Origin of the sequence: Fannyhessea vaginae DSM 15829, from assembly GCF_000159235.2 — a bacterium.
Classification (GTDB): domain Bacteria; phylum Actinomycetota; class Coriobacteriia; order Coriobacteriales; family Atopobiaceae; genus Fannyhessea; species Fannyhessea vaginae.
Window position 1 is genome coordinate 901309 of record NZ_ACGK02000001.1, and the last position, 22328, is coordinate 923636.

Sequence of the window (22328 nt, forward strand, 5' to 3'; positions counted from 1 at the left end):
TCCTTTAAGAATCAATACCGTCGGGGTAAAGATGCTTATAAATTTCATAGGTCTGATTAACATTAGCCAGATAAATGCTGGTTTCGGCATAGGTTATATTTTTATGAATGGGATCATCACTGCCGTGCTTCCATTCTTGGACTTTGCCTGGACCTGCATTATAAGCCGCAACAACTTCATCTCGACTTGAAAGCTGAGACTGCAAATATGCAAGATACGCCACACCGTACTCAATATTATTCCGAGGATTAAAAAGATCCTGGTAGGGATATGTTTTTGAAGAAATTAAACCTTTGTTTGCCATATGCTGAGCAGTGTCGGGCAAAAGCTGCATAAGCCCAACTGCACCTGCCTGAGACTTAGCATCTTTATTCCAATTAGACTCACATTTGATAACCGCACACACAAGATAGGGATCAACACCATATTTTTGAGAAGCCTGTTTAATAATTTTTGCATACGGAACTGGATAGAACGTTTTTGCAATCTGTTTATCTTGGCTTAGATGAACAAAAAGAACAACAGCCGATATACCTATCACAAAAATAAGTGGTATTACTCTAAACCAGCGAAAAAACCGAGGCTTACCCATATTTACAATCCTTTACCAATCCGTTTCATACGGCTCAGATACCACGCTTTAACGTGCTGTTTAAGCATTGTTACCGAGCCTGCATTTAATATAAGCGTATCGCTCTTATGACAAAGCAGTGAATTTCCCACTTGTGCACGCATACGCGCACACATCTGTTCTCTCGAGAGCCCGCGAACTTGTGCATAGCGAAAACGTGCCTTCAAAGGTGCAATAAGAGCTAGTATTTCATCTGCTAAATAGCTCACTTCCGAAACTTTATTAATAAGCGGAACCTCAACTACGATCATCCGCTGAGACGATGAGGACTTTGAACACACACAAAGCTCTTGTATGCGCGACTTAAGTGCACAAAAAACAAAAGGATGTGTAATACGTTCAAGTTCTGCCAGTGTATAAGGATCACCAAATACCTTATGTGCAAGCGCTTGGCGGTCTATAGCGCCCTGAGACAGGATTTCTACTCCAAAAGATGTTACAAGCTGTTGGCGACATAGTGTATCTGAGGCCAAAATTTCGTGATACAACTCATCCAAATCAATACGCACAGCACCAAGTGTTTCAAGATAGCGCCCCACAAGCGACTTACCCGACGCGATTCCTCCGGTAAGAAATACGATATAAGGTGTTGACAAAGCGCTTTTCACCTTTACGATTTGCTCTCAAACGTGTGATTACACTTAGGGCAGGTTACGCGAATAATTCCCTTTCCACGAGGCACACGCATGTGCTGATGACATTGGGCGCAACTGAGGTGCTTGTAATCTTTTACTTCTTTCGCAAAAAGAAGCGGCTGAGAAATACACAGACGAAAAGCTCCTAGTTTACTTACCGCAGCATAAGATTCCTTACGACGTGCAGAAATGTTATAAGACATGCACCTAAACACGATGTAAACCACAAGAAGTACCATTAACCATGCAAGAAAGAACTGGTGAAACAAAAACGTATTAAGTACGAACAAAATAACGGCGATCTCAAGCAAGAACAGGGAAAGCTCATCCAATCCGTTGCGTCCTTGCAAAAAATCACCAATTTGTTGACTTAATGATTCTGTATTACGTGTAGAACGATTGAGATTTTGCATGCGTGCCATATTCCTACCTCATATATTGCAAGACCGCACAACCTTAAAGAGGTATGCAAAGCCTGTGCACAAAACTTTACAACTGTTAATACATCTGTATTGTACAACATTTTGGATGCTATTTTTACATCGTTTCCGCAAGATAAGCGTATACTTATTCCGTGTGGTAACACATGCATAAAAATTTTAGATTAAGGAGCAAAGTATGCCTTTAGTACATGTAGAACTTATCGAAGGAAGATCTGACGAAGCAAAGAAAAAGATGGCTCAAGAAATTATTGAGACCATACACACCTATGCTAACGCACCCAAAGAGCATATTCATGTGATTTTTAACGATATGAAACGCTCAAACTACTTCCATGAAGAAGGATCAAACAAGTAAAAACCAATCAGCTGTAACCAGCAGTTACATCACCATGCAGTTTGCGACCACGCGCAGAACAAGCGCAGTATGTATGAGACGCGTGCGGTTTGGCTGTACAGCTTCGATGTATGCAAAACTCCCGAGTGCACATTCGTTTAACTCACTATGAGTTGCGAGGCTGCTCGGGAGTTTCTATATATCTTTCGATATGGTATTCGAAATGCGTTTCATCACGTCCATTACGCGCAAAATGCTTTAGCTAAGGCCCAGCATCTAGAAACGCAAGTTCAACTAACCAACCAATTTTTGTACGTCCAAAGCAATCATAAGCTCTTCGTTAGTAGGAACAACAAGCACACGAATCTTTGAATCTGGTGCAGAAATATCGCGGACTTCCCCACTTCTCACAGCATTTTTCTCGGCGTCAATTTTAACTCCAAGCCATTCAAGGCGTTTGGCAACGCCCGCACGAACAGTTGCAGAATTTTCACCAATACCTGCAGAAAATGCCATAGCATCAAAGCCCTGCATAGCTTGCGCCATCTCTGCAATAAGAGCAGCGCAACGATAGTAATACATGTTGAGTGTAAGTTGGCAATCTTTATTTCCTTCTTGCGCACCTTGTTCAATATCACGAGAATCAGATGAAATAGCTGAGAGAGCCTTTAAGCCAGACTGCTTATTCATCATGGTATCAATTTCATCGATAGTATAATGGCCCTCACGCACAAGATAAAAGACAACAGCTGGATCAAGCGTTCCACAACGAGTACCCATAATAAGTCCGTCAAGTGGTGTTAAGCCCATGGTTGTATCAATGGATTTTCCGTCCTTAATTGCACAAAGCGACGCGCCCGATCCTAAGTGACAGCTTACAAGTTTATGAATAGCACCATCCGTGAATTCGTGAGCAGCTTTCCAAATAAAACGATGCGAAGTACCGTGCGCACCATATTTTCTAATATGTAATTTTTGGGCAACATCACGAGGCAATGCGTAGCGAGACGCTTCCTCAGGCATATGAAAATGAAACGAAGTATCACACACAATTACATTGGGAATAGAAGGAAACATAGTGCGGCAGATGTCAATTACATCGGCTTCAACAGGATTGTGAAGCGGTGCAAGTGGTGCAACTTCACGAACCCAACGCATATTTTCATCGGTTACAATCTGCGATTCGGGAATGTACCAACCACCCTGTACAACACGGTGTCCAATTCCTGCAACTTCTTTGCCCAAAGGCTTAATAATCTCAAAAACGTACTTGATAGCGTCCTTGTGCGTAGGAAGAGCAACGTTCATAATTTGCTTTTCGCCACCAAGCTCTTCGTGACCAATAAAGGAGCCATCAATACCAATACGCTCACAATTTCCTTTTGCAAATACCTCTTTGGTATCAGGATTTAGCAGCTGATATTTAAGCGAAGAACTTCCCGCATTAATCACAAGTACATTCATAGCGAACCTCTCAAGCATTAAATCAAAACGTTACAGACTCAAACATTGTTGCATATATTAGACAAAACAAACCCAACATAAAAGAGCTACATAAATTAAGCTTTTCCAAACGAATTTGAAAGCGGAGCTGCACCCAAAAGATGAATGTGTAGGTGGTGTACGCTTTGTCCTGCATCATCACCTTTATTAGTTACTAGGCGAAGCCCATGCTCTAGCTTGTAATGCGCAGCTATTTCGTGCGCAGCATGCACCAACGCAGATAGCGTATCAGCATCTACATCATCGAGTATGTCGGCATAGTGATGTTTGGGAACAATTAAAATATGAACTGGTGCTAGCGGATTTAAGTCTTTAAAAGCGCAAACAAGATCATCTTCATATACAAATTCTGAAGGAATTTTTCCTTCTATAATCTTGCAAAAAATACAATCATCTACTGTTTTCATAACAAGTCCTATTCATCTATATACGCAACAGACGGAGCAGCACAGGTATCGGATGTTTCAAGCGATTCTGAAGATGCATCTACAAGAACCTGTACCTTTTGTTCAGCATGCTCAAGTCTTTGACGAAGACTTTTAAGTAACTCTACGCCACGGCTGTAATTCTCAAGCGATGCTTCAAGCTCCAAATCACCGCTTTCAAGGCTACGAACAATGCGCTCAAGCTCAATAGATGCTTCTTTAAAGCTCATTGCTTCAACGTCTTGTGCTTGAGATACTGCACTTTTTTCTTCTTGGTTTGACATAACAGAACCTTTCTCTTGTGCGAAAACAAAGTTTTCGCTTGTACTCATAGGTAACTATCTGCTATCTAACAGACAAAATACACACCTTACGTAATGCTTAGCTCTTTGAAAGTTTATTGGTGGTGCAAATATCGCTGACAGATGCATGAACCGAACCAGTACCAAGCATAATAGCAATACGGTCTCCAACGTTAACATCTAAAGCAGACGAAACTACATGGCCGTCATCTGCTTGAACGATGCTATATCCGCGTGCAAGCGATTTAAGCGGCGAAAGCGTATCAAGTGCTTGAGCATACAAACTTAAAGCATGTTTGTACGGTTGTAGGAAACTTTCTCCTGCCTTATTAAAACGCATGAAAAGCGGCGTGGTCCGCTCGCGAAAACGTGAAATATCGCGTGGCATCGCAGCAAAAAGTCGCTCGGCTGTAAGCTCTAAAGATGTTTGTTTTTCGCTGATAAACGCATCAGGACTGGTGAGACACTTACGCGATGAAATATGGTCAAGATATACTTTTGTTTCGGCAAGTTTAGAGTGTATAACACGATTTGCGCTCTGAGAAAGACTTTCGATATTTGCACGCTGTGCTTTTAAAATTGCTGACATAGCTTGAGCAAGTCTTCTCTGACGTTCCCAAATTTGACCCTGTACCTCGTCAAAAGCAGGCGCAACCGATTCGGCAGCGGCAGTAGGCGTAGACGTTCTTCTATCAGAAACCAAATCGCAAATGGACGTATCGGGCTCATGACCGATTCCTGTAATGACAGGTATTGGAGACGCCGCTACGGCGCGCGCAACACTTTCATCGTTAAAGCACATAAGGTCTTCAAAGGAGCCACCACCTCTCACCAAAAGAATGGCATCGGGCTTTGCCTGCGCAGCTATTGCCAGTGCACGACAAATGGTAGCAGGAGCTTGAGCACCCTGAACAGAGCACCCTACTGCTTGTATTTCAACTAAAGGATTTCTGCGCGCAAGCGTTCTTTTAACGTCTTCGATAACGCTTCCAGAAAGCGATGTGCAAACAACGATTCTTGAGCAAAAACGCGGAATAGAGCGTTTGCGCGCATCGGACATCAAACCTTCGGCCTCAAGCTTTTTGGCAAGCTGCGCTACCTGCAGGCGCAAAAGACCTTCACCTGCAACATGAGCAGACGTTATAACAAACGAAAGTTTTCCGCTTGCACCATAAATATTAAAAGAACCACGAACCTCAAGCTGAAGACCATCTTTCATCTGAAAGTTGCAAGCATTGAAGGTGGATCGCCACATAATGACGTCCATGCTTGATTGTGCGTCTTTAAGCTGAAAGTAACAATGCCCTGAGCGGGCGTTAGGACCTCTATAACCACTTACCTCGCCATTGACACACAGAGAAGGCATGGTTTTAACACAGGACTGGGCTTGTGCAACAGCATCACATACAGAAATAGGTTTAGCGTTTTCCATATATCTTATCCACTCCTTATACAATGCTCTACATCGTCTTTTATACTGCAGGGCAAGTCATTACACACAAGACATGAGTGTCGAAAATCCTTAAGTTCTCCCCCAACTAATCGCGACTACCCCGTACACGGCTTAACATATAAACCAACTGAAGAATAGAAATAAGTGCAGCTGACACATAGGTAAGTGCTGCGGCAATAAGCACCGAACGCGCACCTGCTTCGTCGATGGGGGTACCAGCTTGTCTAAGATATGCCAGGGCTCTTCGCGAAGCATCTATTTCTACAGGAAGCGTAATAATCTGAAAAATCACAACCGCAAAAAAGAGGAGAACGCCAAACTGAACAAGCTGAATAACATTAAGAAAAACACCCATAAACAAAATGACACTCCAGCTGTTTTGTGCAAAATTAACCAAAGGCACGCATAACGAGCGCAACTGTGCAAATACAAAACCACGTGCATGTTGTACCGCGTGTCCTGCCTCGTGACAAGCAACCGCAACAGAGGCTACACTTGCTTGCGAAAAGTTAGCAAGGCTTAAGTGCAAACTATTATCGCGTGGGTCAAAATAATCGGTTAAGTCACCATCAACATGGCCAATGCTCGTAGAAGCACTACCTAAATCAGATAACATATTTTGCGCAATTTGCGCGCCTGTTAGGCTAAAAGATGTTTCGATCTGAGACCAACGTGCATACGTTTTTTTAATATAGGATTGAGATAAAGCACCGATGACCAGAGAAACAACGACTATACCCATATAGATTGGATCGAAGCCGAACATATATCCGTATAACATAAGTACCTCACAACATTAAAAACCAACAGATTAAAATATCTAGATTATTTTATACCACATCGCGCGGACATTAATGCAAAGCACCAACAAAGGGCACGTACACATTATGAGGCAAACCATGATTACCTTATAAAAGCTCAACCTTGCCATCTTTTACGGTAAGTCCAACCCGACCTTCCATAAGCGCCTGCAGTTTTTGCCCAATCATCTCAAAACGCCAGGAATCAGACAATTGTGTATCCGAAACACCACGTACAAAGGCGCATAAATCATCTCGCGTTGCCAAAAGTTGCGTTGCAACACCAGTTTTTTCAGACTGTAATCTTACGAGCGCATACATAAGATCAACAACACTTTCCATCTCCTGAGATGCACGTTCGTGACGTTTTGTAGTGGGATATAATTCACGAGGACACGCCACGCCCTTTTCGATTGCTTGCAAAAGCGTTTGTTTATCGTCAATAGAAAGCGTATCGACCGAACGAATGCGCTCAAGGCGCTCCATTGTTTTAGGTACGCTTTTACACAGATCGATAACAATTTCATCGGGAATAACCCATTTGCGTGGAATATCCTTATGTGACGCAATAACATCGCGCCAGATACCAATTTCTCGCGCAATGGCTAGCTGCTTTCTCGTTAAAGAAGAAATGCGACGCATATGAAGATATGCCTCTTGAGGTTTTTTAATCACATGATGCTCGTTACAAACCTCATGCATTTCTTCCAAAAACCATGCATAACGCTCTTTTTCTTTCAGTTCGTGTAAAAGCGTGTCATACATACGCGGCAAATAACGCACATCATCTGCTGCATATTCAAGCTGCTCTTCTGCCAAAGGGCGACGCGTCCAATCGGTAAGCGATTCGGCTTTTGGCAAATGCACATGACAAAGAGCATCAACCAAAGGCCCATAACCAATCTGAAAACGATGACCTAAAAATGCTGCAGCAACCTGCGTGTCAAACACCGGTTTTGGAAGGCACGAAAAAATATCATAAATAAGCTCAAGGTCTTGGGAGCACGCATGAAATATTTTAGTGATCTTTTTATCCAAAAACAGCTTACACAAATCAGTAAGATCAGGTATAGACAACGGATCAACCAGAACTATTTCTGAACGCGTAGCGAGTTGTATCAAACAGAGCTTTGGGTAAAAGGTTTTTTCACGCATGAATTCTGTATCAATTGCTAATACATCACTTTTTGTTGCACGCTCACAAAAACTGGCAAGCTGTTCATAGGTTTCTATATACAAAAGTTCCCGTCTCCTGAAGAATGAATTAACAAAACTATTGTAATATAGGTTACAAATTCAAGCGCCACTCATACGCTTAAAATCCTAGAATTTCTATGAGACAATCAATAAGCAACACTAATTTATTACAATAGATAAGAAAATAAATGTAATACCTACCAACATTGGCTCACAATTTACACAAAGAGGTGCTATGAAAACAATTCATGTTGCAGCAGCTGTTATCGAACACGACGAAAAAGTTTTAGCTGCAAAACGCCTACAACCTGTTGAGGATCACTATTGGGAATTTCCCGGTGGAAAAATAGAAGAAGGCGAAACTCCAGAAGCAGCACTGAGAAGAGAAATTAAAGAAGAGCTTGACATAGAACTTGGATCTATATGGCCACTTGATTGTATTGAATACGATGTGGACGATATCCATATTGTTCTTCATGCATTTGGCTGCCATTTTCCCTGTGGAGCAACCATAACGCTCGTGGCACATTCAGAATACACATGGCTTGAATATGGCGACTTACTCACGCTTGATTGGCTTGTGCCCGATAAACAACTTGCCACGTCTGTTGGACTTGCCTGGGGCGAACTATTTTACACCTCTCATGGTTGCTAATGAGCACATACGTAGAGTTGAACTAGAGTTAAAACTGTTTGCGCGACATGGTAAAACTCGACAACAAAAGTCAAGTTCACGTGAGACGCAAACCATCACAAAGGAGCACAAATGAGTAAAGCTGATAATCTGTTTATATCAATGTGCAAAGACATCATAGAGCATGGAACAACTACTCAAGGAGAAAAAGTCCGCCCACATTGGGAAGACGGAACAAGTGCTTATACCATTAAAAAATTTGGTGTATGTAATCGCTATGATTTGCGTGAAGAGTTCCCTGCTCTTACACTGCGCAGAACCGCACTTAAAAGTGCTATGGACGAGATTCTTTGGATTTATCAAAAAAAGTCAAACAATATTCATGACCTACATTCGCATATTTGGGATTCATGGGCCGATGAAACTGGATCAATTGGAAAAGCATACGGGTATCAAATTGGTGTTAAAAACCATTATCCCGAAGGTGATATGGATCAAATGGATAAAGTCTTATACGACCTTAAACATAATCCATATTCACGACGTATTATGACGTCAACCTACACCTTTGCTGATTTATCTCAGATGAATCTCTATCCTTGTGCTTACAGTGCAATTTATAATGTTACGCACGAAGAAGGAAACCCTCAACCAACCCTCAACATGCTACTCATTCAACGTTCACAAGATATATTGGCGGCAAACAACTGGAACGTATGTCAATATGCGATCCTTCTTATGATGGTTGCACAAGTTAATCATATGCAGGCAGGAGAGCTCGTTCATATGATTTCTGATGCACATATTTATGACCGTCATGTTGACATTGTAAAAGAACTTATTACGCGTCCAACATATCCCGCTCCCCTAGTGCATCTGAATCCTGATATTCATAACTTTTATGAATTTACAACTGATGATCTCATCGTTGAAAACTATCAACATGGACCTCAAGTTAAGGGTATTCCTATTGCAGTGTAGTGGTTGTGCTACCTCGTAACGTTACAAGCACTCAAAGTGAAATCTAAACCTATCAAAGGAAATGTAATGATTAAAGCAATCGTTTCTGTTACACAAGACTGGGGTATTGGATATAAAGGCGAGCTCCTTGTCCCCAACAAAGCCGATATGCAGCACTTTGTACGTATGACCACTGGAGCATGCGTTATTATGGGTTCAACAACATTTGAAACATTTCCAAAAGGCCCACTTAAAAATAGACGCAATATCGTCTTAGCGCAAACACATTCCTATGAACGCGAAGGTTTTCCAAAAACTACCTGTACAGAGCAAGGAACATCCGTGCAAAATTACGAGGTATACACATCCACCCAAGACGCACTCTCTCACATAAAGCCTGATGAGGACGTTTGGATTATTGGAGGAGCCTATACCTATCAACAATTTCTTCCTTATTGCACAGAAGTCGTAGTCACTAAAAACGACTGCATACGCCAGGCAGATGCATATTTTCCTAATTTAGACAAGATGGACGACTGGCGCATAACAAGCACCACAGAAGGCGGCATAACTTCTGAAGGTGTGCACTTTTTGTTTGTAACATACCAACATGTATAACTTTCACCTTTAACTTAAGCGTTAGAGTTTAGGTCATAATCGATAGGCGCGCCTTTTGCGCGCCTTTTTCTTACCCTTTTATCAGCGGCTTATATGTTCGTAGGTCTTTAAATTTTTCAAATATGCGCGTAAGACACAGCGGCTATTAACTAAACGACCTTCCTGTACAAGTGCAAGCACATGTTCAAGAGTGCACGCTACCCCTTTGCCAGCGCTCATGTTGCAAACTTCCATCACATCGTAGCCATTTATTGCAAGCTCTTTACAAGACAAAGGCACTTTCTGCTGCTTTATACACCAAAGCATATAACGTAGATCTTCAATTCGTATGCATGCATGAGTAGGCACTTTCATAAATGTACGGCAATACAGGCGCGCAAACGTCAACAGATGAAACATCTCAATATAAGGATCTGGACTTTTTTTCAATAAAAGATAGTGTAAACCAGAGATAAGCTCTTTTCGCATTGAGCACCTGCGAACATCATCCATGCAATTTTGTCTGCCACTATTTTGCGCCTTACTGTCACAACAAATGTATTCCTTTATAAGTTTATGCAATACTTCATGCTCTCTAATGATTCGCATGGTTTGCGCGCGTGGGACATTGAATCTTTCTAGGCGCTTATAAAAATCTTGTAATACCTGCACAGGTAATGCTTCTGATATGAGAAGCACCATCGAAATAAAACGTTCATCTTCAGGTATACAGCGAGTAATAGCTGTTTCAGCGTTACCATACTGTGAAAAATCACGGTCACCAAGACATTTATACAGCTCCTTAAATTCTGGGATGCACACCGTAAAAATTTTCTCATGCGTCCGCAGACTCCTAAAGAATAAACCTGAAGTTGAGAGTTTAATAATTTCTGAACCAATGCGCTCAGGGGCAATACGCAACAATTCGAGATAATGCCTGTCAAGTGCAGTTTGAATATCTCTATCGAGCACAAAATGTAAGGTAGCTTGAAAACGCAAGGCTCGCAGCATGCGTAGAGCGTCTTCTGCAAAACGAACATCGGCTTTGCCAACACAGCGCAATATATGTGCATGTATATCGTCTATTCCACCGTATACGTCCAAAAGCTTGCGCTCGTGATGATAAGCAAGCGCATTACACGTAAAATCACGACGCGCAAGATCTTTTTGGATAGAATCAACAAACGTAACAGAATCGGGATGGCGATGATCGCTATATGTTGTTTCGCTTCGATACGTTGTCACTTCAAAAGCATAATGATCCAGTACAACGGTAATAGTTCCATGCTTACAGCCAGTTCTAAAAACACTACATCCACTATCACAGAAGAGTCGCTCACTTTGTTGCCATGATGCAGAGGTTGCTATGTCAATATCATGAGATGGTTGCCTCATAACCATATCGCGCACCCATCCGCCTACTATCCACGCACTCCAACCATGCGATTCAAGAATGGTAAGAATACGTATTGCCTGATAAGGCACATCCCAATCGAAAGACATCTGTTCCCAAGAAGTGTTGTTATCATTGGTATGTTTTAAAGAAGTGTCCACAAAGATGTTTCCTTTTCAAAAAATAAATACGTAGTTTTACCGTATTGTATAAAGGTTTTGTATAATTTTACATCGTTGGATGTATAACATGATCAATTTATGAAATTCAAATTGTATTGCATTTGAATAAGGAGGCCATATGGCACAAGTAAGTTCACACAATACGCTTTCACCTGCATGGGCAAAACAACAAAATAAACATTTTACCAAACAACGAGCAAATAAAATTGCACGTAATGCTGTTACCTCCATGGACATTATGAGCGCAGCGCGCGACATTTCTACCATGAGAACATATACTGACACCTATGGAATAGCAATTCCTAAAGTAGGAGAAATTACCAACCAACGCCACAGCGGTCGTTGTTGGATGTTTGCATCGTACAATGTTGCACGCCAAGAAACCATGAAGTTCCTAGATGTTGATACCTTTGAATTTAGTCAAGCCTATGGAATGTTCTACGATAAGCTCGAAAAAGCAAACGCCACACTTGAATACATTATCTCTACCCGAGATAAAGATCTTGAAAGTAGAGAAGTTGAATATTTATTAGATGGTGTAGCGGCTGACGGTGGGTATTTCTTTTATGCTATGAACCTTATTCGCAAATGGGGCGTTGTTCCTAAAGAAGCTATGCCAGAAACTGCATGTTCTGAAAATTCTGAACAGATGGACAATCAACTTGCTCGACTTTTACATAAGGATATTTTTGAGTTGCGCACACAGGCAGAACAAGGAGCATCTGTAGAAACCCTTCACGAACTCAAGGATGAAATGCTTAAAGAAGTTTACACGTTCTTGTGTATTTGTCTTGGCAACCCACCCGAAAGCTTTGGCCTTCATATTGAAGTTGGTTCCAAATGTAAAGCTGATGCTTCTAAGATTCACGCTGTTTTACCAGAACCTCAAGATGATGAAAAGGATGACTCTCAAAAGTCTAAAGCTAAAGTTAAGGATAAAGCTAAGGATGAGGATGAGGAAAAAGACCATAAAGATCGCGTAACCGTTTTGTACGACACCAACCTAACTCCTCAAGAATTTACCAAGAAATACGTGCCTTTTAACCCCGAGGAGTACATTCAGCTTACTTCGATTCCATCATCCAAATTTGAATATAACAAGGTGTATCACGTTCAATTTGACGATTCTGTTTTAGGCGGATTTGCTGCACGTTTCTTAAATGTCGAACCTGAAGTGCTTGAGCAGGCAGCTATTAGTGCTCTTAAAGACGGACGTCCCGTATCGATGGCATGTGATGTTTGCCAACAATTCCCGCGTTATATTGATGACTTTAAGTACATATTAGCAACGGATACTGTTGACATGAATGGTTTGTTTGGGATCGATTTTGATATGAGCAGACCATCAATGGTAGATACCCATGAAACTGGTTTAACGCACGCTATGACGTTCCAGGGAGTTCAACTAGATAAGAAAGGCAAACCACAAGCTTGGAGAATCGAAAATAGCTGGGGTAAAGACGCCGGTAAAGATGGATATCTTATTATGAGCTCCGACTGGTTTAGACTCTATGGTGGAGAAATTGATATCGCAAGAAAGTATCTTTCTTCTCAATTATTGGATATTTGGGATAATGGAGTTGATATAGAAGTTATGCCATGGTCTAACATGGGACGAGCTCTGAATCTTCGTAAAAAATAGCGGTATAACAAGAATGGTGTTCTAACTTCTGTAATTGTTCTAACTGTTCTAGCTGCTCTAACTACTGTAACAGTATAAAATTACGAATGTATACGCGCACGGTTTTCCGTGCGCGTATTTATATCTCGTGAACATATCTATCGGTTATAAAGCCATCAATCTGACCACGCGAGAGATCTTTAAGTTCTTCTAAACAGCGCTTAGCTCTCTCATCTTGGGCAATAAAACGCACCGTAACCTGTATGGATGTTTCAAAAAGCGTATCCGCAATAGTTCCTTGATAGCGTGCAATACAACTTTGAACACTGCCGTATAAGGCATACGAGCATGAGAGCACAAGATTTTCTACTATACCCATGCTTACCAGTTGTTTTTGCATGCATGCATCTTCACACGCTTTCTCAATAGCCGTGCTGTAAGCTCGCTTTAGACCACCTGTGCCTAACAAAATTCCACCAAAGTAGCGCACAACTACTCCTACACAAGCTTGTAACTCATAATGTTGTAATACAGATAATATGGGGATTCCTGCAGTTTTAGAAGGCTCTCCATCATCACTAACATGAGATATGCCCTCAGGTAAAAGCCAAGCCGAACACACATGACGTGCATGAGGATGTTCTGCTCGTTTTTGTTCTATATATGTTTGTGCTTCAGACTTACATGTGGCGCGGCTGAGATAAGCTATAAATTTACTTGACTTTTCAGCATAGATGCCAAGCGGTTCACAACCAGCTTTTATCGTCTTAAATTCCTGCATAATCCCCTACGACACCACATAACATGTAAACATTACTTCTTAAAGCGGTCATCACCACCGTGAAGCGCGGCCATAACTTCCTGAACGTACTTCTCAGTATTTTGTTTAGCGTCCTCAAAATCGTACTCCATAAGGTCATCGAAACTAGGATCAAGACCCAAATCAAGCGGAGCCTGCGGCTGCTGACCATCATCAATAACCAAGAATTGATTAGATCCGACCGTTTGCGCAAGGTTTACGCACTGCGGTGAAAGCGCAAACTCAACCCAAAGCTTAGCTGCGTCTGGATGCTTGCAACCCTTCATGATGGCCGTAGCGCCAATCTCATATCCCGAACCCGAAGACGGCGTGATGAGGCTAATGTTAGTGTATCCGTTTGAAACAATTTGTTCAATTGCCTGACTTAAGAATCCAATACCAAGAATGCATTCACCCGTACCAACATTTTTAGCAGGACCCGCACCACTCTTTGTGTATACGGCGATGTTTTTATCCAGATCAACAAGATATTGAATTCCCTTGTCATGACCATATTTTTGAATTGCCGTATTGCAAATAAGTTTCGCGGTACCTGCTGTATAGTAGTTAGACGACCATATAAGCCCTTTATACTTGGGGTCAAGTAAGTCAGGCCAGTCTTTAGGAACGTCCAAATTAAGACGTTTTACCTCGTCGGAATTATAGAAAAAGCCCAAGGAACCCTTATAAATTCCATGCCACATATCTTGTGCATCTTTGTAACGCGAAGCCATAAGATGAGAGTCATTACGAGCTTTATACGGCTCGAGCAAGCCTTTTGCAGCTGCAATATTATAAGGATCGGTCGTACCACCAAACCATATATCGCCTGATGGATGCCCATTTTCCTCTTCGATTTTTGCCTGAACCTCGCCCGTTGACATACGTTGGAATTGAGCATCTATACCAAAGAGCTCCTTAAATTTTTCGCAGACAACCGCAAGATACGGCTCGTCACATGAACCATAAACAATAAGCTCTTTGTCTTTCTTTGCAGCATCAATAACATCTTGAGTTGCAATGCGCTCCAAATCACTGGACGAAGCACCGCCGTTTGAGCCTGCGCCTGAACTACAACCACCTAACAAGGCAGACAAAGAAAGAGCAGCTGAAGAAGCTAAAAACGACCTTCTCGAGAGAGTATTCATATCATCCTCAATTCTATTGACAAGGACATTCTCATCACAAACGTTTTGTGACATTACATGCACTATAACGCCAAGATAATTGCCGCCTTGGTAAATATTCGATAAATGGTATAAAATATGCAATGAAAGTAACTTTTACGTAATGGTCGAAAAAATATCCATTGACTTTAGATATAAACTGTTATACATTTCTTGTATCAAATCAGACTCCGTTTTCTCCGCAATGGTTTGTAACAAATGAGTGCCAAGTTTGTTTTGCAGCAGATTTAATTCAACTGTGCAGAGAAAACGTATGCCATGCGAAAAGCGCATAAAACTCCATTCAAACATACCTTATAAGCTGGCTCTAACACATGCGTATACAAGCATAAATCTGCCTAATTTTCAAAGAATTTATGGACATATTGCAGCACAATAACATTGCGCACTCAACAAATCCTCTGTCACTGTTATGCGAAAGGAGTGCGTTTTTTATGCGCCAACGTCCCGTAAAAGGAATAATAGGTAACCATAGAATTTGGTGTGTTTATGCCAAACAACTTTGTCATACCTTGCATTTTATGCTCAATAGATATGCCACGCATGTCCAAGCTTTATATGTACCTCGGTTTTTTATGAATCTACAGCGCCCTAAACAAGCAAAATATCAAACAATACTTCTAACAAGTTTCTTTGCATGCCTGCTGTTTGCAACATTTTCGCAGGCAAAGCCAATTAACTTAGCTGGTGGCGGTACGGTAGAACTTCATTCAGACGGTACAATTACAGGTACATGCTATCAAAAGTTTGACTTGCAAAATTATAAGAATAATCCCTGGTCGCTCGCTGAATTTAATGTTACTATGCCCGATGGTGTAATCATCAAAACGCAATGTATCAACCCAGACAGATTTGTTTCTGCCGATGGATTTTACTCATTCACAGGAGTTCCTGATGCAAGTGGAAAATCCTATGAGATAACTGTTCATTCGGCGGTATCTGCAAAATATGCAGGGTATGGAAAAGATGTAGACACAGGTTATGGGCATGGTAATATTGGGCAAAACACCTCTACAGCTGGCTGCCATCCAAAATGGTCACCACACATGACAGGCTGGATTGCCATTCAAAAAGCTAGTTCAAATCCCGATTGTAGCGACCATAATTCCATGTATTCCCTTGAAGGTGCGCAATATGATGTGTATGATACCCAAGGACAGGTTGTAGATACCATTACCACTGATGAAAATGGATATGGGTGTTCTCATGAGCTTCTGCCTGGCTACTATAAGGTATGGGAAAGAACCGCACCAAAAGGTTACGCACTTGACACTCAAGGACATGCTGTAGATGTCTTGGCAGGTGATACTCAAACACTGAATGTAGTAGATACCCCTCAAAATGACCCTGTTCGTATGGTGGTACAAAAAATAGACGCAGATACGCAAACTCCTACAGGCGAAGGAGCAGGAACACTTGAAGGAGCAGAATTTACCTTAAAGTTCTATCCTCGTGAAAGTGCAACAGGTGAGCCTGCGCGCACCTGGGTGCTTAAAACTGATAAGGACGGTGTAACATCACCTCGTAAAGCGTTGGTTAATCCTGAGATTTATCTAGCAGATGTTCCACAAGATATGTTTTATCTTAATAGTGATAATAAACCTATTATTCCCCTCGGCACACTTACCATTGAGGAAACAAAAGCACCAAGCGGCTATCTGCTCAATTCTCACGATGTTCACACCGTGCATATCACATCTGATAATACAAGCGAAGAAGAAGTACACAGCTATGTTGTTCCTAAGCATAATGAACAAGTACAACGCGGTGGCATTCGCATAGAAAAGCTAGATCAAGAGCTTATGAGTAATAAGACACAAGGTGACGCAACACTTGAAGGTATTACCTTTGCGGTTGTAAACTTAAACCCTCAAGCTGTTAAAACATCTTTAGGTGTATGTGAACCTCAACAAGTATGTGCTCGTATTACGACCACCAATAAAGATGGTCACTTTATAGCACAAACCTCTGATCAAGATCTACCTTATGGACACTATAGAATCTATGAGGAAAGCTCTAATGATTCATACTTAAATGATGGTTTTGAAGCTGAGTTTGATATTACCCACGATAAAGAACTAGTAAGTCTAACAGACGCTAACTCATGCGCAAAAGATAGCGTTGTAAGAGGTGGTATTAAGCTTGGAAAGATAGATAAGGAGCTAAACGTACACTCACCTCAAGGCTCAGCAACACTAGAAGGAGCAGAATTTAGCATTTATAACAAAAGCGCAGCACCTGTACAAATAGGTGATAAACTCGTAGCTCCTAACGAGCTTGTTACCACACTTACCACCGATGAAACAGCTTGTGCTGAAACTGATAAGCGTTTTCTTCCCTATGGAACGTATCTTATACAAGAAACCAAAGCTCCTAGAGGATATGAACTTAATAGTACATGGCAACGTCTTGTAAAAATCAGAAAAGATGGAACTTTGTATGACTTATCAAGTGAGAAAGAATCAGTAGATGATCAAGTAAACCGTGGTGATATTCGCTTAATTAAGCGAGATGATCAAACCCAAAAACCTCTAAGCGGTGTTATCTTTAAGCTCACAAGTAAAACAACTGGTGAAACACATCTGCTTATGACTGATGAAAATGGTGAAATTAACACCTCATCTGAGTTTGTAAAGCACTCATACATGACCAATCAAAATGATAGTGCATTAAACGCTGATGGTAGATGTGACGCAACTAAGCTTGTGATGGATACAGGTGTATGGTTTGGCGGCACACAAGACACTGAAGATGGAGCAAAGGTATGCGATACACTGGGAGCACTGCCTTATGATACCTATACCATTCAAGAACTTAGTTCACCTCAAAACAAAGGTAAAAAGCTTATAAGCTTTGATATACAGCTCACTCGTCCTCACTATAACCTGATTCTAGGAACGCTTAATAATAAGCCAGCTGAATCCTTTATCAGTGAACTTTTAAGTACTAACTTAAATCATAGTGCTTATACAGAAGAAAAAACTACCCTCACCGATACGCTTTCCTTTGAGAATCTAAACGTAGGTTCAAGCTATACGGTAAGCGGATACTTAGTAGATAAAGATACAGGAAATGTAGTACAAGACGCACAGGGTAAGGATATACGTGTAGAGAAAACCTTTACTGCACGTATGGCAGCTGATAGGGTAAAGCTTGTGTATACCCTCAATGCAAAGGGTCTTAATGGTAAAAGCGTTGTAGCGTTTGCTACCCTGAAAGATAAAGATGGAAACATCATCTTTAGTGAAAAAGACTTAGACGAGCCTGATCAAAGCGTAAGCTTTACTGATTCCCCAATGCCGCCTACTACACCAGACGAGCCGCCAACACCGCCTGTCACTCCACCTGATGAGCTACCTACTACACCACCTGACGAGCCGCATGCTCCCCTTGCAAAGACTTCTGATATGCTGCAACTTGGACTTGGGCTTCTAGCACTTGGTGCAGGTGTAGGACTTATCTCGTACGGTATATACCGCAAACATAAAAAGCGCGTATGAGTACTCCATACACGTGTTAGATAGGTACGCATACCATAAGACGGTGGTCACGAGATTTGTGACTACCGTCTTTGTGTTACTACTCATAGATGAGATCGTTAATGTTTACTCCCAGTGACCTTGTTCGGGGCGTGTGTGCCATTTATGATAGAAGAAATGTATCCAAGCCTACATACAAACTATACTATGTAAAGAGTGCCTCTGACATATTGCCAGAAACAACTTGAATAAGACATATGAGGCTGTTTTTTAGACAAACAAAACTGCTCATTATTTTCTCCATCGTTTTCTTCTTGCAAAGAATACCTAAACTTACAATACTCCCAGACTTTTGACGAGACATGGAGCAATTCCGTGTACATGCTACTTTTCTGAAAAAGATTCTGCTGACGCATTTCGTAATGTCAGTAGCAACAAAACAAGACCTGCACCCACGAGCACATGAGATATACCAGCAAAGCCCGTCAAGATCATCGAAAGTTGCTGTGAAATGGTACATCTCGTAACCTGAATTATGCCTCGCACAGCCATAGATAAAGCTAATAAGGGCAAGCCAAGATTATACACATACAAAAAAATACGAAACGTTTTGTTTTTCTCCAACGCCTGCGTGCGGGTAAATAGAGCTAATAGTAAAAATACAAACATTCCTAAAATAAAAAGATGCGTATGCACTTTACCTAAGCTTGTCACACCACTAAAATCACAGTATTTGGTAAACTCTCGATAAAAAACACCGCTGGCTGCAGCTGCTCCTGCATAACACAAAGTCAAATTAAAATATTTTCTATTCATAATAAAACGTCCTTTCTCTCCTTTTTCCAAGCTTTATAAGCAATTTGGACCATCCACAAATACGCACAAGTTTTTGGAACCATCAAAATTCCGATTGCAGGAAACGTCCCAGAACCAACAACTACCGGCAGATAAAAAGCAAAACTGAGTGCGATCGTCACCCAAAGATAACGGAAATCTGTATCTTTTTGCTGACAAGCGAAACGGTAAAACAAGACAAGTAACAGTAGCCCTATCAAAGTAAAAGGAATATTTCGATAAATCCCCCAAATTAAAGGAGGTTGTGAGCTTAGCCACTCGTTTTGTGGTAAAAGCACCAAGAATCCTCGCAACGCTACCAAGAACCAAACCAAAAACGTTAAACCCTTCTGCTGCTTAATCTGATACCGTTCACGCCAAACGTAGTAAAGCAAAAGATAGAATAACGTCATAGTCAGTGATGTGATCAATTTTCCAATACCCAAGGCAACTGGATAAGCTGCTGTACCTAAAGTATTCAAGGCAATTATCCTTGGCACCAAATGAAAAGTATCTCCTATACCCAAAACCAATGCCATAATCCCAAACAGACGAAATTGTTTGATATCACCAGCTGATGTAATTAACTTAAAACCTGCACAGATTACTACCGCCAAATACGTGGCATCAAAAATCGTTTCAAAAACAGCTTGCATTGTTCCTCCTTATAATATGAACGTTGTTCAATTTGGTGCAAAAAAAATTTTCTCCGTTATCCAAAAGGGAAAGCGGGAAAATTCTTATTTGCAATAAATAATTCGTCTAATTATCTCGATCAAAACCGTACAATTAAAATCTTTCTGCAGCATCAGAGACATCATATGCATAATAATAAAATCAACAAATTCATCTTCTGTAAAGATATCACTGAATACGTCAGGTTGTACTGCCTGATCGTTTTGCAAAACCTGCAGCATATTTGTTTTCATCTTTGCCAAATATTTTTGCATCGTCTTTTGTCCCTTTGCCTGACCTCGCGTAGAAAAACTAAGCGAATGGACCGTAAAGAAATTGGGGTATTTCAGGATTCCCAGCTTAAGATGCTCAAAGAAATTCGTAATATAACGATCAAAAGGTAAAGCCGCATGAGTTAATTTTTCACTGTTAAAAATATCATCCCAAACACTCTCGACAGTTGCCAATAGAAGTTCATCTTTAGAAGGGAAATAATAATACAGCGAGCCTAATGCCACATGACAGAGCTGCGCTACTTTCCGCATATTGACAGCAGCCAAACCAGACGTGGCAACAAGTTGACGACAAGCAGTAAGTATCTCTTCTCTTGAAGTTACCGCTGTATTCATGTTCACCTCCCTACTGAACATTGTTCAGTTTGCATAGCTAGAATTGTAAGACCACTGCAGCTCGTTGTCAATCCTATTTCCGAGACCTGTGATTACGATAACTAAAAATAAGGTCAACGTAATAAAAACGGTGGTTAATTACACACGTAAGTCGAACACTACCTAAAACAGCTACGTCTCTGAAAAATGCGTGACAACTACCGATATGTGCTCTTAAACCCTTTCATCATGTATAATTACAAGCATGTAAAAAACGTGCAGCAGGCATAATCAGCCATATGCATAACCTTAAAAACGCTTACATCAACATGTAAAAGGACACCATGGAAGTTTATCTTGACTACGCAGCAGCAACGCCTATGGATAAAGAGGTTTACGAGGCACAACTCCCCTACTTTACTCAGAAGTTTTACAACCCTTCTGCTTCTTATTGTGTAGCGCAAAAAATTCGGCAAGATCTCAATAATGCAAAGACGCATATTGCACAAACACTTGGTACAAAAAGCGCATCAATAGTTATGACGGCAGGCGCAACAGAGGCAAATAATCTTGCTTTAGCATGTGTAACTGGCCCCGTGATCTCTGATTCGCTTGAGCACGATAGTATCTTAGCATGTGTTAATCAACGCGAGCATACGCTGCTGCGCCCCACAAAAGAGGGTTTTATTACACCTGAGAACCTCCAACAAGCTCTTACGCCACAGACACAACTGGTTTCTATAGAATATGCAAATGGCGAAATCGGGGTAATACAGCCACTACGAGAGCTTGCTAAAGTTATCGAACAAGAACGTTACCGCAGGCTTGTTCATCATGAAACAACCCCTTTGTTTTTTCACGCGGATGCATCTCAAGCAGCTCTTACCTGCTCGGTTAATGTGTCCTCATTAGGCGTAGACCTTATGACCTTATCGGCGGCTAAAATTTATGGACCAAAACAGGTTGGGCTGTTGTACGTATCGCCAAATGTTGCGCTCAAACCACAGATTTTAGGTGGCGGACAAGAAGGCGGCATGCGTTCGGGCACCGAAAATGTTGCAGGTACCATAGCATTTGCCAAAGCTTTAGAGCTCGCTCAACAATATCGAACAAGTTCAGGACTTCAAGAACTTAAGCGCAATAGAAATTTTATGCAAAAACAATTAACTCGTTTATTCAAATGCGCGGTAATTTCGGGTCCACGCAACGATCGACATCGCTTACCCGGACTGTTACACATATCATTTCCCTATCTTGAAGCACGACGCCTTATCATTATATTGGAAAATATGGGTGTCTACGTTGCAACAGGCTCTGCATGTGCAGCTAGTAAGATGAAAATTTCCCACGTACTCAAAGCACTTGGAATACCAGAATACATAGCACAGGGATCCTTGCGAATTACCCTCGGCAAGCACACAACTCAAGAAGAAATAACCTATGCAATTTCTAGTATAGAAAAGGCAGTTAACTCTGAGATGCAGCGCCTTAACCTTACTGACAAAATCATATGCGAGAGAATGAATAATGAATCTGTCACATCACTTCATACCAATGCGTAAAGCACGAGCAGTTTTCAACGCATATGTTTAAACATATATGTTACAAGCAACATTTACATCAAACGCCTAGAACG

Annotated in this window: 22 protein-coding genes; 7 read left to right on the forward strand and 15 right to left on the reverse strand. The window is 41.2% G+C overall.

Annotated features, from left to right (window positions below; translation table 11 throughout):
• Positions 1–4 precede the first annotated feature (4 nt).
• From HMPREF0091_RS03935 to HMPREF0091_RS03945, 3 genes are read right to left on the reverse strand one after another with little or no spacing between them, the layout of a single operon-like run.
• Complete coding sequence (locus tag HMPREF0091_RS03935; protein WP_006302971.1) at positions 5–592, reverse strand: lytic transglycosylase domain-containing protein; 588 nt, start codon at positions 590–592, stop codon at positions 5–7.
• 2 nt (positions 593–594) lie between these two features.
• On the reverse strand, positions 595–1227 hold the full coding sequence (coaE, locus tag HMPREF0091_RS03940) for a dephospho-CoA kinase (RefSeq protein WP_006302972.1): 633 nt from the start codon (positions 1225–1227) through the stop codon (positions 595–597).
• 14 nt (positions 1228–1241) lie between these two features.
• On the reverse strand, positions 1242–1688 hold the full coding sequence (locus HMPREF0091_RS03945) for a hypothetical protein (protein WP_006302973.1): 447 nt from the start codon (positions 1686–1688) through the stop codon (positions 1242–1244).
• A 196-nt stretch (positions 1689–1884) separates the two neighbouring features.
• Between HMPREF0091_RS03945 and HMPREF0091_RS03955 the strand changes: the two genes are divergently transcribed.
• The gene (locus HMPREF0091_RS03955; protein ID WP_006302975.1) at positions 1885–2064 is read left to right on the forward strand and encodes a 2-hydroxymuconate tautomerase; all 180 of its coding nucleotides are present in this window, start codon (positions 1885–1887) and stop codon (positions 2062–2064) included.
• Positions 2065–2337: 273 nt separating this feature from the next.
• On the opposite strand, the gene HMPREF0091_RS03960 is transcribed toward HMPREF0091_RS03955, so the two are convergent.
• From HMPREF0091_RS03960 to rnd, 6 genes are all read right to left on the reverse strand, one after another.
• Positions 2338–3507, reverse strand: coding sequence for an acetate/propionate family kinase (locus HMPREF0091_RS03960; protein ID WP_010242213.1), 1170 nt, complete (start codon positions 3505–3507; stop codon positions 2338–2340).
• A gap of 95 nt (positions 3508–3602) precedes the next feature.
• The gene (locus HMPREF0091_RS03965; protein ID WP_006302978.1) at positions 3603–3953 is read right to left on the reverse strand and encodes an HIT domain-containing protein; all 351 of its coding nucleotides are present in this window, start codon (positions 3951–3953) and stop codon (positions 3603–3605) included.
• An 8-nt stretch (positions 3954–3961) separates the two neighbouring features.
• Complete coding sequence (xseB, locus tag HMPREF0091_RS03970; RefSeq protein ID WP_174220914.1) at positions 3962–4255, reverse strand: exodeoxyribonuclease VII small subunit; 294 nt, start codon at positions 4253–4255, stop codon at positions 3962–3964.
• A gap of 97 nt (positions 4256–4352) precedes the next feature.
• Entirely contained in the window at positions 4353–5705 is a 1353-nt protein-coding gene (xseA, locus tag HMPREF0091_RS03975) for an exodeoxyribonuclease VII large subunit (RefSeq protein WP_006302980.1), read from the reverse strand.
• Positions 5706–5811: 106 nt separating this feature from the next.
• A complete protein-coding gene (locus tag HMPREF0091_RS03980) occupies positions 5812–6507 on the reverse strand; it encodes a zinc metallopeptidase (protein ID WP_006302981.1) in 696 nt (231 codons plus the stop codon).
• 127 nt (positions 6508–6634) lie between these two features.
• Positions 6635–7765: a ribonuclease D gene (gene rnd / locus HMPREF0091_RS03985; protein WP_006302982.1), complete on the reverse strand. Its 1131-nt coding sequence runs from the start codon at positions 7763–7765 to the stop codon at positions 6635–6637.
• A gap of 193 nt (positions 7766–7958) precedes the next feature.
• Between rnd and HMPREF0091_RS03990 the strand changes: the two genes are divergently transcribed.
• The 3 genes from HMPREF0091_RS03990 to HMPREF0091_RS04000 all read left to right on the forward strand — a co-directional run bounded on the left by HMPREF0091_RS03990 (position 7959) and on the right by HMPREF0091_RS04000 (position 9935).
• Entirely contained in the window at positions 7959–8378 is a 420-nt protein-coding gene (locus tag HMPREF0091_RS03990; protein WP_006302983.1) for a (deoxy)nucleoside triphosphate pyrophosphohydrolase, read from the forward strand.
• Between the two features lie 111 nt (positions 8379–8489).
• Positions 8490–9338, forward strand: a complete 849-nt coding sequence (gene thyA, locus HMPREF0091_RS03995) for a thymidylate synthase (RefSeq protein WP_006302985.1) — start codon at positions 8490–8492, stop codon at positions 9336–9338.
• Between the two features lie 66 nt (positions 9339–9404).
• Complete coding sequence (locus tag HMPREF0091_RS04000; RefSeq protein ID WP_010242219.1) at positions 9405–9935, forward strand: dihydrofolate reductase; 531 nt, start codon at positions 9405–9407, stop codon at positions 9933–9935.
• An 81-nt stretch (positions 9936–10016) separates the two neighbouring features.
• Here the strand turns inward: HMPREF0091_RS04000 and HMPREF0091_RS04005 are convergent, their stop codons facing one another.
• A complete protein-coding gene (locus tag HMPREF0091_RS04005) occupies positions 10017–11468 on the reverse strand; it encodes a CCA tRNA nucleotidyltransferase (protein WP_006302987.1) in 1452 nt (483 codons plus the stop codon).
• Between the two features lie 139 nt (positions 11469–11607).
• Here HMPREF0091_RS04005 and HMPREF0091_RS04010 point away from each other — a divergent pair, with 139 nt between their 5' ends.
• On the forward strand, positions 11608–13131 hold the full coding sequence (locus tag HMPREF0091_RS04010) for a C1 family peptidase (RefSeq protein WP_006302988.1): 1524 nt from the start codon (positions 11608–11610) through the stop codon (positions 13129–13131).
• Between the two features lie 118 nt (positions 13132–13249).
• Here the strand turns inward: HMPREF0091_RS04010 and HMPREF0091_RS04015 are convergent, their stop codons facing one another.
• Both HMPREF0091_RS04015 and HMPREF0091_RS04020 read right to left on the reverse strand, forming a co-directional pair.
• On the reverse strand, positions 13250–13891 hold the full coding sequence (locus HMPREF0091_RS04015; protein WP_006302989.1) for an IMPACT family protein: 642 nt from the start codon (positions 13889–13891) through the stop codon (positions 13250–13252).
• Positions 13892–13923: 32 nt separating this feature from the next.
• Positions 13924–15057, reverse strand: coding sequence for an ABC transporter substrate-binding protein (locus HMPREF0091_RS04020; RefSeq protein WP_010242224.1), 1134 nt, complete (start codon positions 15055–15057; stop codon positions 13924–13926).
• A gap of 614 nt (positions 15058–15671) precedes the next feature.
• On the opposite strand from HMPREF0091_RS04020, the gene HMPREF0091_RS04025 reads away from it, so the two are divergent.
• On the forward strand, positions 15672–18596 hold the full coding sequence (locus HMPREF0091_RS04025; RefSeq protein WP_162028402.1) for a SpaA isopeptide-forming pilin-related protein: 2925 nt from the start codon (positions 15672–15674) through the stop codon (positions 18594–18596).
• Between the two features lie 363 nt (positions 18597–18959).
• Here HMPREF0091_RS04025 and HMPREF0091_RS04030 read toward each other — a convergent pair whose 3' ends face one another.
• The 3 genes from HMPREF0091_RS04030 to HMPREF0091_RS04040 form a co-directional block, all read right to left on the reverse strand.
• Complete coding sequence (locus tag HMPREF0091_RS04030) at positions 18960–19391, reverse strand: DUF2871 domain-containing protein (RefSeq protein ID WP_006302995.1); 432 nt, start codon at positions 19389–19391, stop codon at positions 18960–18962.
• Positions 19388–20065, reverse strand: a complete 678-nt coding sequence (locus tag HMPREF0091_RS04035; protein ID WP_006302996.1) for a hypothetical protein — start codon at positions 20063–20065, stop codon at positions 19388–19390. Before HMPREF0091_RS04035 ends, HMPREF0091_RS04030 begins: the two co-directional genes overlap by 4 nt.
• 84 nt (positions 20066–20149) lie before the next feature.
• A complete protein-coding gene (locus HMPREF0091_RS04040) occupies positions 20150–20713 on the reverse strand; it encodes a TetR/AcrR family transcriptional regulator (protein ID WP_010242229.1) in 564 nt (187 codons plus the stop codon).
• A gap of 323 nt (positions 20714–21036) precedes the next feature.
• Here HMPREF0091_RS04040 and HMPREF0091_RS04045 point away from each other — a divergent pair, with 323 nt between their 5' ends.
• Positions 21037–22254, forward strand: coding sequence for a cysteine desulfurase family protein (locus HMPREF0091_RS04045; protein WP_006302998.1), 1218 nt, complete (start codon positions 21037–21039; stop codon positions 22252–22254).
• Positions 22255–22328 lie beyond the last annotated feature (74 nt).